At 64.7% G+C, this 13,863-nt stretch carries 11 protein-coding genes; 3 read left to right on the top strand and 8 right to left on the bottom strand.

What is annotated here, in order from left to right; all coding sequences use genetic code 11:
* Complete coding sequence (locus CXX84_RS09970; RefSeq protein WP_102976538.1) at nt 1-729, bottom strand: TetR/AcrR family transcriptional regulator; 729 nt, start codon at nt 727-729, stop codon at nt 1-3.
* A 161-nt stretch (nt 730-890) separates the two neighbouring features.
* Between CXX84_RS09970 and ptsP the strand changes: the two genes are divergently transcribed.
* Nucleotides 891-2,576, top strand: a complete 1,686-nt coding sequence (gene ptsP, locus CXX84_RS09965) for a phosphoenolpyruvate--protein phosphotransferase (RefSeq protein WP_102976537.1) — start codon at nt 891-893, stop codon at nt 2,574-2,576.
* An 8-nt stretch (nt 2,577-2,584) separates the two neighbouring features.
* On the opposite strand, the gene CXX84_RS09960 is transcribed toward ptsP, so the two are convergent.
* A complete protein-coding gene (locus CXX84_RS09960) occupies nt 2,585-3,388 on the bottom strand; it encodes an alpha/beta fold hydrolase (protein ID WP_102976536.1) in 804 nt (267 codons plus the stop codon).
* A 49-nt stretch (nt 3,389-3,437) separates the two neighbouring features.
* Here CXX84_RS09960 and CXX84_RS09955 point away from each other — a divergent pair, with 49 nt between their 5' ends.
* Nucleotides 3,438-3,845 (top strand): helix-turn-helix domain-containing protein, encoded by a 408-nt coding sequence (locus CXX84_RS09955; protein WP_102976535.1) that lies wholly within the window; start codon nt 3,438-3,440, stop codon nt 3,843-3,845.
* Here CXX84_RS09955 and CXX84_RS09950 read toward each other — a convergent pair.
* Entirely contained in the window at nt 3,842-5,059 is a 1,218-nt protein-coding gene (locus CXX84_RS09950; RefSeq protein ID WP_102976534.1) for a PucR family transcriptional regulator, read from the bottom strand. The two genes, CXX84_RS09955 and CXX84_RS09950, sit on opposite strands and share 4 nt — an antisense overlap.
* A gap of 233 nt (nt 5,060-5,292) precedes the next feature.
* Between CXX84_RS09950 and ald the strand changes: the two genes are divergently transcribed.
* Nucleotides 5,293-6,411: an alanine dehydrogenase gene (gene ald / locus CXX84_RS09945; RefSeq protein WP_102976533.1), complete on the top strand. Its 1,119-nt coding sequence runs from the start codon at nt 5,293-5,295 to the stop codon at nt 6,409-6,411.
* Nucleotides 6,412-6,500: 89 nt separating this feature from the next.
* On the opposite strand, the gene CXX84_RS09940 is transcribed toward ald, so the two are convergent.
* From CXX84_RS09940 to CXX84_RS09920, 5 genes are all read right to left on the bottom strand, one after another.
* The gene (locus CXX84_RS09940) at nt 6,501-7,574 is read right to left on the bottom strand and encodes a Gfo/Idh/MocA family oxidoreductase (RefSeq protein ID WP_102976532.1); all 1,074 of its coding nucleotides are present in this window, start codon (nt 7,572-7,574) and stop codon (nt 6,501-6,503) included.
* A 141-nt stretch (nt 7,575-7,715) separates the two neighbouring features.
* On the bottom strand, nt 7,716-9,419 hold the full coding sequence (locus tag CXX84_RS09935) for an ABC transporter family substrate-binding protein (RefSeq protein WP_102976531.1): 1,704 nt from the start codon (nt 9,417-9,419) through the stop codon (nt 7,716-7,718).
* Nucleotides 9,420-9,471: 52 nt separating this feature from the next.
* Nucleotides 9,472-11,709: an ABC transporter ATP-binding protein gene (locus tag CXX84_RS09930; RefSeq protein ID WP_102976530.1), complete on the bottom strand. Its 2,238-nt coding sequence runs from the start codon at nt 11,707-11,709 to the stop codon at nt 9,472-9,474.
* Nucleotides 11,706-12,692: an ABC transporter permease gene (locus tag CXX84_RS09925; RefSeq protein WP_189337557.1), complete on the bottom strand. Its 987-nt coding sequence runs from the start codon at nt 12,690-12,692 to the stop codon at nt 11,706-11,708. Before CXX84_RS09925 ends, CXX84_RS09930 begins: the two co-directional genes overlap by 4 nt.
* 2 nt (nt 12,693-12,694) lie before the next feature.
* A complete protein-coding gene (locus CXX84_RS09920; RefSeq protein WP_102976529.1) occupies nt 12,695-13,678 on the bottom strand; it encodes an ABC transporter permease in 984 nt (327 codons plus the stop codon).
* Nucleotides 13,679-13,863 lie beyond the last annotated feature (185 nt).

Genomic DNA, 13,863 nt, shown 5'->3' with positions numbered 1-13,863 from the left:
TCAGCCGGCCGGGCTGGTGGAGATGCGGTGAAGCCATTCGAGGAAAAGCTTGAGTTCCGAGCTTGAAAGCTGGTCAGAGTGCGAGGCCTGAAGTGCGGCGTTCAGGGCGATCGCTGCCACCACCACCGAGGACTTTCCGGTGTCCCCGGGAGCCGCGCCGGGGGCGGGCTCGGCTGACACCGCAAAGATCATGGCGTCCCGGGTCATGGTGGACAATTCGAGGTTCCGATCGGAGGCGGGCTCCGCAATCAGCATCAGCGTCACGCCCACGTTAGCCGCCAGGATGGACCTGGCCGCTTCCCGGGGCTGGACGTTCAGCTGGCCCGCCACCGCTGCCTTGTTCAGCATCTCCTCCATCAGCGCCTCGGCATCTGCGACGATTGCCGGCCGGCTTTCCGGGCGGATATTGCCGAACATCACCAGGTACAGCTCCGGCTGGTTCAGCCCGAACTGGACATGGTTGTCCCACATTCTCCGGATGTCCTCAAGCGGCTGTCCGGAGGGGGCAAAATCCCTTTCGCCCGCAACATATTCTTCAAACCCTGCGGCGACGACGGCGTCAAACAGGCCTTCCTTGTCACCGAAGTGGTGGTACAGCGTGGGAGCCGTGACTCCAGCCAGCTGGGTGATCTGGCGGGTGGAGACGGGGGCTCCCCCAGAGTTGGCCAACAACTCTGCGGCAGCACGAAGCAGCCGCATTTTGGGGGGAAGCTGGCCATCCAAACTCATAACCGCTACCCTAGCACCTATAGCAATGCTATATGAACTGAATCACATACAATTTTTTTCAGGCACGTTTTCCGCTTCCGGATGCAGCAGTCCTCCAGCGGACCGGCATGACGCCGGGCATACGGGCGGGCCTGGCAACCGGCAGAGAATGAGGACCTTCAGTGCAGAACTTCCCAGGAGTAGGCGTCAGCCCAGGCCGCGTCATCGGCACCGTCCGGCAGATGCCCAAACCCATCAGCGAACCCCCTGCCGGCGAACAGCTGGCACCCGGGAACACCGCCGAGGAAGCAACTGCGGCACTGAAGGCCGCCTCCCAGGCCGTGCACGATGAATTGAAGGCCCGCGCCGCCCACGCTACCGGCGACGGAAAGGCTGTCCTGGAGGCCACGGCCCTGATGGCCAAGGACACCATGCTGATCAAGGGTGCCGCCAAGCTGGTTGCCCGCGGAACATCCGCAGAACGCGCCATCTGGGAGTCCGGCTCCTCCGTCTCGGAAATGCTCCACAACCTGGGCGGCTACATGGCGGAACGGGCAACCGACGTCCTGGACGTGCGCGCCCGCATTGTCGCCGAGCTGCGGGGCGTGCCCGCGCCGGGCATTCCTGCCTCCACCACGCCGTTCGTCCTGGTGGCCGAGGACCTGGCCCCGGCCGACACCGCCACCCTGGACCCCAACAAGGTCCTGGCACTTGTCACCTCAGGCGGCGGACCGCAGTCCCACACCGCCATCATCGCCCGGTCCCTCGGCCTTCCCGCCGTCGTCGCCGCCGTCGGCGTGGACGAACTTCCGGACGGTACCGAAGTGTACTTGGACGGCGCAGCCGGGGCGGTGACCTCCGAGCCTGACGAGTCACTTCGCGCGGCAGCAGAGGCCTGGGCTGCCACGGCTTCCCTGCTGGCCGAGTTCAGCGGCACAGGTGCGACGGCGGACGGCCACCTGGTCCCGCTGCTCGCCAACGTGGGCGGCGGCAAGGATGCCGAAGCGGCCGCGCAGCTCGGCGCCCAGGGCGTGGGGTTGTTCCGCACCGAGTTCTGCTTCCTGGAACGGGACACTGAACCGAGCGTTGAAGAACAGGCCGTCGCCTACAAAAAAGTTTTTGATGCCTTCCCGAGCAAAAAGGTGGTCCTGCGCACGCTCGATGCCGGCGCTGACAAGCCGCTCCCCTTCCTGACCGACTCCACCGAACCCAACCCCGCTTTGGGCGTCCGCGGCTACCGCACCGACTTCACCACCCCCGGAGTCCTGGACCGCCAGCTGGAGGCAATCGCACTGGCAGAGAAGGATTCCGAGGCGGACGTGTGGGTCATGGCCCCCATGATCTCCACGGCGGAAGAGGCCGCCCGCTTTGCCTCCATGTGTTCAGACGCCGGCATCAAGACGCCCGGCGTGATGGTGGAGGTTCCCTCTGCAGCCCTCACTGCCGAAGCGATTCTCCGGGAAGTCGGCTTCGCGAGCCTCGGCACCAACGACCTCACCCAGTACGCCATGGCAGCGGACCGCCAGCTCGGCCCGCTTGCCAACCTGAACACCCCGTGGCAGCCCGCCGTCCTCCGACTGGTGGGGCTGACTGTTGAAGGATCGCGCGCGGAGGGGAACAACAAGCCCGTGGGCGTCTGTGGTGAGGCAGCTGCGGACCCGGCCCTCGCCGTCGTCCTCACCGGCCTGGGTGTGAGCACGCTGTCCATGACGGCCCGGTCCCTCGCTGCGGTTGCAGCGGTACTCAAGACGGTCACGCTGGACGAAGCGCAGCAGCTGGCGAAACTCGCCCTGTCCGCCCCCAGCGCGACGGAAGCGCGGGCGTGGGTCCGGGAAAAGCTGCCGGTCCTGGAAGAGCTGGGGCTCTAGCCGGAACGCTACGCCTCAGGAGTGGCGGTCTTGTGGCTTGATGCCGGCAAGGCCGCTGCCCGCACCCAATCAGTGATGATCTCCGCGGCAGCGTCCGGGGCGGTGTGCTGGACCACGTGGCCCTGCCCCGGCACTTCTGCCATGCTGCCGTGCGACGCCACCTGTACCAGGCGTTCACACCAGGGACGGCGCGCAACGGGGTCCCTGGCGCCGCGGAGGACCAGGACGGGCTGGCTGACCGCTGCCAGCCTTTCCTCGGTGGGGTAGGCCATCATCACGGGCAGTTCGGTCAGGTACCAGCGCGGGCCCGCCCTGAAGTAGTCGCCGAAAACGAGAGCGTTGGAGGTCAGGCTTTCCCTGAACAGTGCGTCACGCGTCAGCGCCAGGGCCTGCCGGGTGACTGTCTTCCTGGGCGTATCCACCACAGGTCCCATCAACACAGCTCCGGCGACCCGGTCGGGTTGCCGGAGCGCCAGTTCCACCGCAAATTGAGCACCCATCGAATGGCCCACCACCACATAACGGGAAACGCCGGCCTCCGTCAGGACTGCGTCCACAAACGCCGCAAAGTCCTCGATCTGCAATTGGTGCGGCGGCCGTGATGCCTTTCCGAAGCCCGGAAGGTCGAAGGTATAAACGTCCGCTTTCTCTGCCAGCTCAAGATGCAGCCGGGCTAGGTACCGGTGGGAGACACCAATGCCGTGCAGCAGCACGTAGGCTGGCCGGACCCGGGGCCCGGCGGGGAGCAATGAGGCGTAGAGCTTGCCCCTCAATCCCCCCGATTCAACATCCTGCGCGCCGCTAAGTTCCATCTGGCGAGCATACCGCCCGGGACTGGGTGGCCGCCGGTAGGCTGAATCCATGGCACTCATCGCTCCCCGGTTAACTGACGCCCTCCCTCCGGAGGACGCTGAAAAGCTGGGCCGGGCGCTGGCGGGCGGGGATGACATCACCGTTTTTGTGGACGGCACAGTCCACCGGCTTCCACCCCTGGCGAGGGACGCCGTCGTGGATCTCCTGCACCGGCTCAGCCGCGGCGAAGCGGTCACCGTCAGCAGCGTGGAGGACATGCTCACCACGTCCAGGGCAGCAGAGCTGGCAGGGATTTCCCACACGTACCTGCGCAACATGACGGACCGTGGGGAGATCCCGGTGGAATACCGCGGCAGCCACCGGCGGATTCCCCGGGCGGCCATCATGGCCTGGCTGGGGAAGCAGAAGAAGGCCGAGCAACGCGACCAGGCAGGGGATCCGGGGAAGGGCGCCTAGATTCGGGGCCGGCCGGCCCACCGACGCATTTTCAGTGCTGCGTGGAGCTCAAGGCGGGGCATCCCCTTGAGCGGATCCACGCCCAGCAGCTGGCGGATCCTGCCGAGCCTGTTGTAGATACTGCTGCGGTGCAGGTGGAGCCTGGTGGCCACGTCCTGGACGGAGCCGTCGTTGTCGTACAGGAGTTCCAGGACCGGAAGAAGCTCATGGTTGCGGTCGTGGTCCTCCAGCATGCGGAAGTAGACGGACCCTGAGTCAGCCCAGGCACTGGCGCCTCCGCCGGCAGATGCAAGGAGCTGGTAGATGCCGGTTGCGCGGCAGTCGACAAGTTCTCCGAGCTGGGGGTCCACGGCGGCGGCCTGTGCCGCCACCTTCGATTGCCGGTAGGCCGCCGCGAGCTCCCGCGGCCGGCCAAAGCCCTCGCTGAGCCCCAGGATGATGCGGTGCACGGGCCGGCCGGAGCGCTTGGCAAGTTCCAGCTGGTAGTGCACCAGCACCTGGGCATGGTTGGCCCTGCCGGACAATTCTCGGAACAGGACCACCGCATGGGTGTCCGTACCGGCACTGAACAGGGCGGTATCAACGCCGATGGTCGCCTGGAGCGCTGCCGAGCGGTGGATCAGGGTGGACGCGATGGGATCAGGCCCGCCGGCCCAGCCGTCCGCATCGAGGACAGTGACCATCTGCCAGGGACCGCGGCCCTGGATTTCCTTCCAGCCTCCGACGGCGGCCACGGCGTTGGCTTCCCCGGCGCACGCGGACAGGAACTCCCGCTCACGCCCGCGCCGGAACTCGGACTCTGCTGTGTTCGAGTCGAGCAGGAGCCCGGACAGCATCTCCAACTCGTGGTTGACGGCCGGCAGCTGGGTGAGGATCGCAGCCGGGTTTTCGTCCTCGGAGTCCTGCTGTACCCACAGGTAGCCCACCCGGAATCCTCGAACCATGAGCGGAACGCAGACCCGGCCCAGCATGCCCAGGTCCGGGTTGGCGGGAACCACCACCGGCCGGACAGCAGTGGCGATGCCGTGTGAGAGCTGCCAGGCGCTGACGTCCGCCGGCACTTTCTTGCTCAGCAGGAAGTTCACCCGAACCCGGTCCGCATGGGACTGGTTGGAGCTGTAGGCAAGGAGTACCCCGTCCAAGTCCTCCAGCGAGAGGCCCCGGCCCAGCTTCTGCGCCACCTGCTCCACCAGCTGTTCCACTCCCTGCTGCATGCCGCAACACTACTGCCTTGGCGGCTCCCCGGACGAACGGACACAAGGCGACACCTGCCGCCCGCGGCCTCGACAAACGTCGAGTAGCGCTACGGAAAATCCGCTCAAATCCGGGGCTTTCGTCCTGCGGGTACCGGCCTTTCATGTCAGCTGGCTCACAACGCGATTTATCGTGGATACACGAAATCCTTCCGCACTTTCCGGCCTACAAAGCCGAGAACCTGGAGCCCACGATGATCATCGGCGTCCCCAAAGAAATCAAGAACAACGAGTTCCGGGTGGCCATTACAGCTGCCGGCGTCCACGAGTTCCGCAGCAACGGCCACACCGTGCTCGTGGAACGCGGTGCAGGCCTGGGCTCCGGCATCACTGATGAGGAATACTCCATCGCCGGTGCCGAGATCATCAACGATGCGGACGACGTCTGGTCCCGCGCGGACATGGTCATGAAGGTCAAGGAGCCCATCAAGGCCGAGTACCACCGCTTCCGCAAGGACCTCATCCTCTTCACCTACCTCCACCTCGCCGCGGAGCCCGAACTGACCCGGGAACTCATCAACTCCGGCGTCACCGCCATTGCCTACGAGACGGTGCAGGAAGGCCGCACCCTCCCGCTCCTGGCGCCCATGTCCGAGGTAGCCGGCCGGCTCTCCGTGCAGGTGGGGGCCGCCTCCCTCATGGCCCCCGCCGGCGGAAAGGGCGTGCTGCTGGGCGGCGTACCCGGCGTCCGGCCCGCCAAGGTGGTTGTCCTCGGCGCCGGTGTCGCCGGAACCAATGCGGCAGCCATGGCACTGGGCCTGGGCGCGGACGTCACCATCATGGACATCAACATCAACCGCCTGCGCGAGCTGGACGCCCAGTACCAGGGCCGGCTCAAGACGGTGGCATCCAACAAGTACGAGATCGAAAAGTCCGTGGTGGACGCTGACCTGGTGATCGGCTCCGTCCTCATCCCCGGCGCAAAGGCCCCCAAGCTGGTGACCAACGACCTTGTGGCCCGCATGAAGCCGGGCTCCGTCCTGGTGGACATCGCCGTGGACCAGGGCGGCTGCTTCGAGGACACCCACCCCACCACGCACCAGGAACCCACGTACAAGGTGCACAACACCATCTTCTACTGCGTGGCCAACATGCCCGGCGCGGTACCGAATACCTCCACCTACGCGCTCACCAACGTGACCCTGCGCTACGCGGTGGCCCTCGCCAACCTGGGCGTCAAGGCAGCGTTCGACCGCGACCCCGCCCTCGCCGCGGGCCTGAACATCGCTGCCGGCCACGTGGCCCACCACTCCGTGTCCGAAGCGCACAACCTGCCCCTCGTAGCGGACTGGCACGAACTGGTCTCTGCGTAGTCCGGACTCCGGCCGCAACGGCGGCCATCCCCGCGTGCTGCTCCTTCGTCGCTCTGACGCACGCTTCCGGATGGCCTCCGTTGCGGCCGTTAACGAACCATTGAAGCCAGTTCGCGTGCTTGTTCAATGATTTTTAGGGACTCAACGGCGTCCTTTGGGTCTACCGGGAGGGGCTTTGCTGATGCTGCTCCGCCGTCGAGGAGCTTGTCTGCCAGGAGGCGGTAGAACTCCGGGTAGGCGCCGCGCTCGGTGGGCAGGGCGTCCAGGTGGCCATCGCGGCCCAGGAGCCCGGCCCACTCCGGTGCCTCCTCGCCGTACTCGGGGTCCAGGGGGCTGCCGCCGGCGGCGACATACGGCTCCTGCGGGTCCACTCCATTTTTCGTGAACCCGCCCACGGAACCCAGCACACGGAACCGGGGGCCCTGCTGGGCGCACAGCATGTTCATCGTGAGGTGGCTGATCACCCCGGAGCCGTGGCGCAGGACCAGGAACACGTCGTCATCCGCACGTTCGTCGGAACGGCGTGCCTTGAGCTCCGCGTGCACCACTGCGGCCGGGCCGAAGAGCTGGAGGGCCTGGTCAATCAGGTGGCTGCCGAGGTCGAACAGGGTGCCGCCGCCGTCGGCCGCCGTAGCGTGGGCCTTCCAGGCCTTTGCAATAGCGGGAGACCACCGCTCGAAACGCGATTCGAACCGGGTCACCTTGCCCAGGGCCTCGGCGGCCAGAAGCTTTCGCAGTGTCAGGAAATCACCGTCCCAGCGACGGTTCTGGAAAACGGTGAGTACCCTGCCGAGTTGTTGTGCCAGGGCGATAAGTTCTTCCCCTTGCGCACTGGTGACCGCGAAAGGCTTGTCCACCACCACGTCCAACCCGGCTTCCAGGGCTGCCTTTGCCAGCGGGTAATGGGTTGCAGGGGGTGTTCCCAGGACCACCAGGTCCAACTCGTCCGCGCGTGCAACGACTGCCTGGGCGTCAGGCACCGTCTTCACATCCCGATACTTTGCGGTGGCGGCCGCCTCCCTTCCGGCATCTGACGTGGCGATGAGACTCAGCGAGTAGCGGGAGTCTGCTGCTACCAGGGGGGCGTGGAAGACGCTTCCGGACAGTCCGAAACCCACGACGGCGGTGCGGATGGTGCGTGACGAAGCTTCAGTCCCGTTCATAGGCCTACCGTACTCCCGCACGCACGTTCGCTTCCTGCCCCAAACACACAAACGCTCCCTCACTTCCCGCCGCGATCAACGGGAAGTGAGGGAGCGTCGCAGGAAAACTTGCAGTAAGTGGGAGAGCGTTACGGGTGGGGGTTACTTCTTTTCCCAGCCGAGGGCGCTCCAGTCCGGAACCTGGGACAGGCTGCGGAAGAGGGACGGGCCGTAGTTGGCAAGTCCGGTGCGGACGAAGGAGATCTGCGGGCCGTTCATCACAACGCCCATGGAGAAGTACTTCGCCATGTGCTCCTTCTCAACTTCCATCGCTGCCTTGTTGCGCTCGGCGTCGTCCTCGATGGAGGCGAGATCAGCGATCTTCTTGTCCAGCTCGGCGTCGCCCAGCTGGTTTTCGTTGGTCTTGGAGTCGTAGTACTGCTTGACTGCTTCAGTTGCGTCCGCGCCCACGGTGTAACCGGAGACGCTCATGTCGAACTCGCGTGAACCCAGGACCTTGCCGAAGTCGGCAGATGCGCGCTGGTCGATTCCAACATCCATGCCACCGGCCTGAAGCTGCTTCTGCAGCGTCTGGGTGAAGGCGAGGGTAGTGGGATCATCACCGAAGTTGCTGATCTTGAAGGCGGCGGGCTTGCCGTCCTTTTCCATGATGCCGTTAGCGTTGGCGGTGTAGCCGGCATCGGTCAGTACCTTCTTGGCGGCGTCAGGACCGGTTTCCTTGACGGGGTAGTTGTCCTGGTAGTACTCGGAGAACGGCAGCAGCATCATGGAGCCGGAGCTGGGCTCTTCCCAGTTCAGGCCGTTGAAGCGCACCTTGCGCAGTGCCTCACGGTCCACGGCGGCGAAAATGGCTTCGCGGACGGCGACGTCGGTGATGCGCTGGGCGTTGAGGTTCATGCCGCCGGCGAACAGCCGCTGGCCGCGGCGGACCTCAGCGTTGTTGGTGCCCTCGAGCTGCTTGTAGAGGGAGATGGTGTTGGCCGACATGGCGTCGATCTCACCGTTCTTGAAGGCTGCGATCTGGGCGCTGGTCTCCAGCTGGCGGAACACAACGCTCTCCAGCACCGGCTTGTTGCCCCACCACTTCTCGTTGGGAACCAGTGTCACCGTTTTAGCGGCGGTGTCGTACTGGTCCAGTTTGAACGGCCCGGCCATCCATTCGGGGTGCATGTCGCCGTTGAACCCCTCGTTGAAGATTTCGGGAGAGTTCACGGCGGGGTGGATCAGTCCGGTGAAGAGGGAATCCAGCGGGTAGACCGGCTGGCTCGTCTTGACGATCACTTCCTTGTCGTTGCTGCCCGCTTCCACGGATTCAACGAACTCATAGTTGCCCGAGCTGACGATGTCATAGCCGGCATCAGGGCTCTTGAGGATGTTCCAGGTGTTTTGGAAGGCCTTTACATCGATCGGGGTGCCGTCGTTGTAGGTGGCCTTCTCGTTGACCTTGATGGTGATGGTCTGCTTGCCGTCTTCTACTTCATTTTCCACGGACTCGCAGAAGTCCTTGTTGGGCGTCACTTTTCCGTCGAAGGCAATGTCCCAGCAGCCCCAGGTGCCCGCTTGGTCGATGGGGCGGTGCAGTGCGGTGTTGTCCGCACTGTTGCCGTTGTTGGAGAATCCGTTGAAGTCCGGGCCGATGTTGCCCAGTGGAAGGGTGACCTTGCCGCCCTGCTCAAGATCCGATGCAGGCTTCTCGTTGATGCTGATGAGCTTGGACAGGTCGCTGCCTGACTCCTGCCCCTTGGCCGTTTCGGGGCCGGCGGATCCGCCACCGCCGCCGCAGGCCGTCAGCGCCAGAGCCGCCGCTATGGCTGCAGCTCCGCCGATCTTGTTGAGATTCCTCATGGTGTTCCCTTCATTGGTGCGAGTGGTGGTGCTTGTGATGGGTCGAAGAAAATTAAGGTGCATGATGGTCCGCCGCTTCGTGGACCACCAGCATGTCCTCGTCGATCTCCCCGTCGGGGAAGAAGCAGGCGAAGCGCTGGTCCAGGGCGGGCAGTGGATCCGCCGCCAGGGTCTGCGCCGCCGGCGAGGGGGTGACGGGCAGCAAGGGAGGTTCGAGGGTCAGGCACTTTTCCTGTTTCGTCTTCGGCAGGGCAGCGAAGACGGGACAACGGGTGGCGAAGTTGCAGCCCTTCGGGGCATCCAGCGGCGACGGCAGGTCACCCTGGAGGATGATGCGTTCCCGGGTGCGTTCCAGCTGCGGGTCCGGAACGGGGATGGCGGAGAGCAGGGCGCGGGTGTAAGGGTGGCGCGGGTTGTCGAACACCCGGTCCACTTCGCCGATCTCCACGATCTTTCCCAGGTACATCACCGCTACCCGGTTGGAGATGTGCCGGACCACTGAGAGGTCGTGCGCCACCAGCAGGTAGCTGAGTCCCAGTTCAGCGCGAAGCTTGTCCAGGAGGTTGATGACCCCGGCTTGGACGGAGACGTCCAGCGCGGAGACGGGCTCGTCAAGGACTACCAGCTTCGGGTTCACGGCCAGGGCACGGGCAATGCCGATGCGCTGCCGCTGGCCCCCCGAGAACTGGTTGGGGAAGCGGTTGACATGGTCCGGCTGCAGGCCCACCAGCTTCATCAGCTCCATGATGCGCTTCCTGATGGCCGGTTTCTCCATGCCGGCGTTTTGCAGCGGCTCGGCCAGTACCTCGTAGACCGTGAACCTCGGGTCCAGGGCGCCGGTGGGGTCCTGGAACACCATCTGGAGCTCACGGCGCATGGCGCTCTTGGCCCGGGCATCGGCAGCTTTTTTGTTGCTGATGCCGCCGATCACCACCTCGCCGTCCTGGTCCTTGTGGAATTCCATGATTTCCAGGAGCGTGGTGGTTTTGCCGGAGCCCGACTCGCCCACGATGGAGAAGCACTCCCCTTCGCGGATGTCGAAGGTGAGCCCGTCCACGGCCTTGACCGTACCAATCCGTTTCTTCAGCAGCGCCCCGCGCGTCAGCGGGAAGTGTTTACGGACATCTTTGAGCTGCAGGACTGTGGCCCGTTCCTCTCGTGGGATGGCGTCGAACCGCGAGACCGGCACCGGCGGGGCGGCAAAGACGTCCAGGACGTCAACGTCCCCGCCAAGGGACCCTGATTTGATGCAGGCGGCCAGATGGAGGGGGCCGTCCGGTACCGGCGCGAGCGCCGGCTCCCCCTCAAGGCAAGCGTCCGAGGCGAGCGGGCAGCGGGGCGCAAACGAGCAGCCGGTTGGCGGGTGGATCAGGTTGGGCGGCATGCCCTCGATGGGGACAAGCGACGACTTCTCTGCAACGTCAACGCGCGGGACGGCGCCGAGGAGGCCCATGGTGTAAGGCATCCGGGGGTTGTAATAGATGTCATCCACCGCGCCGGTCTCCACCGGCCTGCCGGCGTACATCACCATGATGTCGTCGGCCATTCCCGCCACAACGCCGAGGTCGTGGGTGATCATGACGACGGCGGCGCCCGTCTCCTCCTGCGCGGTATGCAGCACCTCCAGCACCTGCGCCTGGATGGTGACGTCCAGCGCCGTCGTCGGCTCATCCGCGATGAGGACCCGCGGATTGTTGGCGATGGCGATGGCGATCATCACGCGCTGCCGCATGCCGCCCGAGAATTCGTGCGGGAAGGCCCTGAGCCGTTCTTTGGGGCTGGGGATGCCCACCATGGCAAGAAGTTCGACGGCGCGGGCTTCCTTGGTCTGTTTGCTCATGCCGGGATTGTGGATGGTCAGCGCTTCAATGATTTGGGTGCCGACGGTATAGACCGGCGTCAGCGAGGACAGCGGGTCCTGGAAGACCATGGCCAGCTCATTGCCGCGGTATTCACACATGGCTTTGTCGCTGAGGCCCAGCAGTTCCTTGCCCTTGAGCCGGACGGAGCCGGTCACTTCGGCTGTCGTGGGGAGGAGTCCCATGATGGCCAGGGACGTCACCGATTTGCCGGACCCGGATTCTCCCACGATGCCCAGCGTCTTTCCGGGCATGAGGTCAAAGTCAACACCCCGGACCGCGTGCACTATCCCGTTTTCCGTGTTGAAGCGGACGTTCAGGTCGCGGACGGACAGGATGGCATCCGAAGGGGCGTGGAGGCCTGCGACGTGGAGCCGTTCCGCCGGTGACTGCGGCTGTTCAACCCGTCCGGCGGCGATTTCGCTGCTCATGAGGCATTCCCCTTCACGCGGGTTTTCAGGGCGCGTTTTTTGGCGCTGCCCGATGAGCTGGAGCTTGGGTCGAAGGCGTCCCGCAATCCGTCGTTCATCATGGCCAGCGAGCCGGTCAGGAGGAACATCACCGTCAGTGGCACCCAGAACATCCAGGGGAAGGTCTGCACCTGGGACGTGGCGCCACCAATCAGCACGCCGAGGCTGACGTCCGGAACTTTGATGCCGATGCCGATGAAGGAGAAGGCCACCTCCGCAAGGATGGCGCCGGTGACGCCGCGGGTGATGTCCAGGACCAGCAGCGACCCGATGTTGGGGACCAGGTGCCGCCATACGATCCTTCGTGCCGGGACGCCCATGTACTGGGAAGCCTTGACGAAATCACGCTGCATCAGGGACATGGACAGCGACCGGATCAGCCTGGCCGTACCCATCCAGCTGAAGACGAGCAGCACGATGATCAGCAGCAGCCAGGACGGGAGGTCCCGTTTGAGCCCTTCGCCTCCGCCGCTTGTGGCCACGGCCACCACCAGAAGGGCAGGCATCATGATGAGCGCTTCAAGGATGAAGAGCATCACCTTGTCCACCTTGCCGCCGAAGTAGGCCATGGTGCATCCGTAGACAGCGGCGACGAGGACTGAGACGAGCCCGACTATCAGGCCGATGAGGATGGAGATCCGGGTTCCTTCAACCGTCATCGCATAGAGGTCGATGCCGGCCTGGGAGGTGCCCAGGTAATGCTCGGCCGACGGCGGCATGCCGATGTTGAAAGGGTCGATGGTTTCCTTGTCCCATTGGGTGAAGTAGCCGCCCACAAACGAGAACACGGTGAGGGCAAGGAAGATGGCGAGGCCCGCCACTGCTGTTTTGTTCCGCATGAACCGGCGGAAGATAATGGTGTTTTTGCCGATGACGACGTCGGCGCCCTCCAGGTGGGCGTCCTGGGCTACGGCGGCCGGGTCTACTGCATTGAGGTTCGTCACGGTTACTGCACCCGCACTCTCGGGTCAACAAGGGTGGTGGCGAAATCCGCCAGAATGGCTCCCAGGGCGAAGATGACTGAACCGTAGGCCAGTGTTGCCGTTGCGGCGTTGACGTCCTGGAGGGAGATGGCGTCGATGCTCCATGAACCGACGCCGGGCCAGGCGAAGATCTTCTCTGCGAAGAAACCGCCGGCAAAGATGGCGGGGATGGTGAACGCGATGCTTTGTGCCACCGGGATGAAGGACACGCGCAGTGCGTGCCGGGAGATCGCCTGGTTGCGGGTCAGCCCCTTTGCGCGGGCGGTCCGGACAAAGTCGGCGTTGACATTGTCCAGGAGGTACTGTCGCTGGGCGATCTGGTAGGAGCCCCAGCCGACCAGCGTGATGGCAACCGTTGGGACGGCGTAATGCGCCAGCATGTCGATGAACTGGGCCCATCCCGGTTCCAGCCCCGGCGTGGAGATGCCGGTGACGAAGAAGATGCGCTCGCCCACGGTCTCGTTGATGTTGATGGCACCGAGCTGAACCAGGAAGTAGGCGATCGGGGCGGGCACGATGTAGGCGAGGTAGCTGTAGGAGGTGATGACCCGGTCCTGGAACTTGTATTGGCGGGCAGCTGAGTAGACGCCCAGGGCAACACCGATCACAAGGGTCAAAACGATGGAGGCCAGGAAGAGCCGGGTGGAAATCCAGACCCGGTCCCCGAACTCGGCATTGATGAACGCGCCGTTGGGACTGCGGCCCCAGTCCCATCGTGTGACAATCGCAGTCAACCATTCGACATACCGCTCCCAGGGACTGAGGTCGGGGTCGAGGCCCTTCAGCCGCATGGAGTTGGCCACCTGCTCCGGGGTGGGGCGGGGAATGCGTTCCTGCTCCAGCAACGCGGGCTTGAGCGAGCTGACCGCCAGGAAATATCCTGCAGACGTTGTCAGGAAGATCATGAAAACGTACGTGATGCCGCGCTTGGCGAGATACCTGAGCATGGGTCTACTTCTGCTTCGCCGCCGTTGGCTGGACGGTGAGACACCGCATGGTGCGCGGGCGAGCCAGGCTGTTGGGCAAATCAACAATCACGTGCTGGATCCTTCCGTTTTCCCCTGCTCAGCGGGGGTTGCGCCGCTTCACCGGGTCCTTTGCCAGCGGGTAGCTGGCGTCCCGCAGCCCTTCG

This window comes from Arthrobacter sp. AFG7.2, from assembly GCF_002892835.1.
Lineage (GTDB): Bacteria > Actinomycetota > Actinomycetes > Actinomycetales > Micrococcaceae > Arthrobacter.
The sequence above is the reverse complement of the archived record's forward strand: the minus strand, read 5'-3'. Positions and strand labels throughout refer to the sequence as shown.

Bases quoted from the DNA above. Each gene is read 5' to 3' on its own strand.
- CXX84_RS09950 (WP_102976534.1), bottom strand. From the start codon at position 5,059: ATGCAGCAGGGAGTGGAACAGCTGGTGGAGCAGGTGGCGCAGAAGCTG.
- CXX84_RS09935 (WP_102976531.1), bottom strand. From the start codon at position 9,419: ATGAGGAATCTCAACAAGATCGGCGGAGCTGCAGCCATAGCGGCGGCT.
- CXX84_RS09930 (WP_102976530.1), bottom strand. From the start codon at position 11,709: ATGAGCAGCGAAATCGCCGCCGGACGGGTTGAACAGCCGCAGTCACCG.
- CXX84_RS09960 (WP_102976536.1), bottom strand. From the start codon at position 3,388: ATGGAACTTAGCGGCGCGCAGGATGTTGAATCGGGGGGATTGAGGGGC.
- ald (WP_102976533.1), top strand. From the start codon at position 5,293: ATGATCATCGGCGTCCCCAAAGAAATCAAGAACAACGAGTTCCGGGTG.
- CXX84_RS09955 (WP_102976535.1), top strand. From the start codon at position 3,438: ATGGCACTCATCGCTCCCCGGTTAACTGACGCCCTCCCTCCGGAGGAC.
- CXX84_RS09970 (WP_102976538.1), bottom strand. From the start codon at position 729: ATGAGTTTGGATGGCCAGCTTCCCCCCAAAATGCGGCTGCTTCGTGCT.
- CXX84_RS09940 (WP_102976532.1), bottom strand. From the start codon at position 7,574: ATGAACGGGACTGAAGCTTCGTCACGCACCATCCGCACCGCCGTCGTG.
- CXX84_RS09920 (WP_102976529.1), bottom strand. From the start codon at position 13,678: ATGCTCAGGTATCTCGCCAAGCGCGGCATCACGTACGTTTTCATGATC.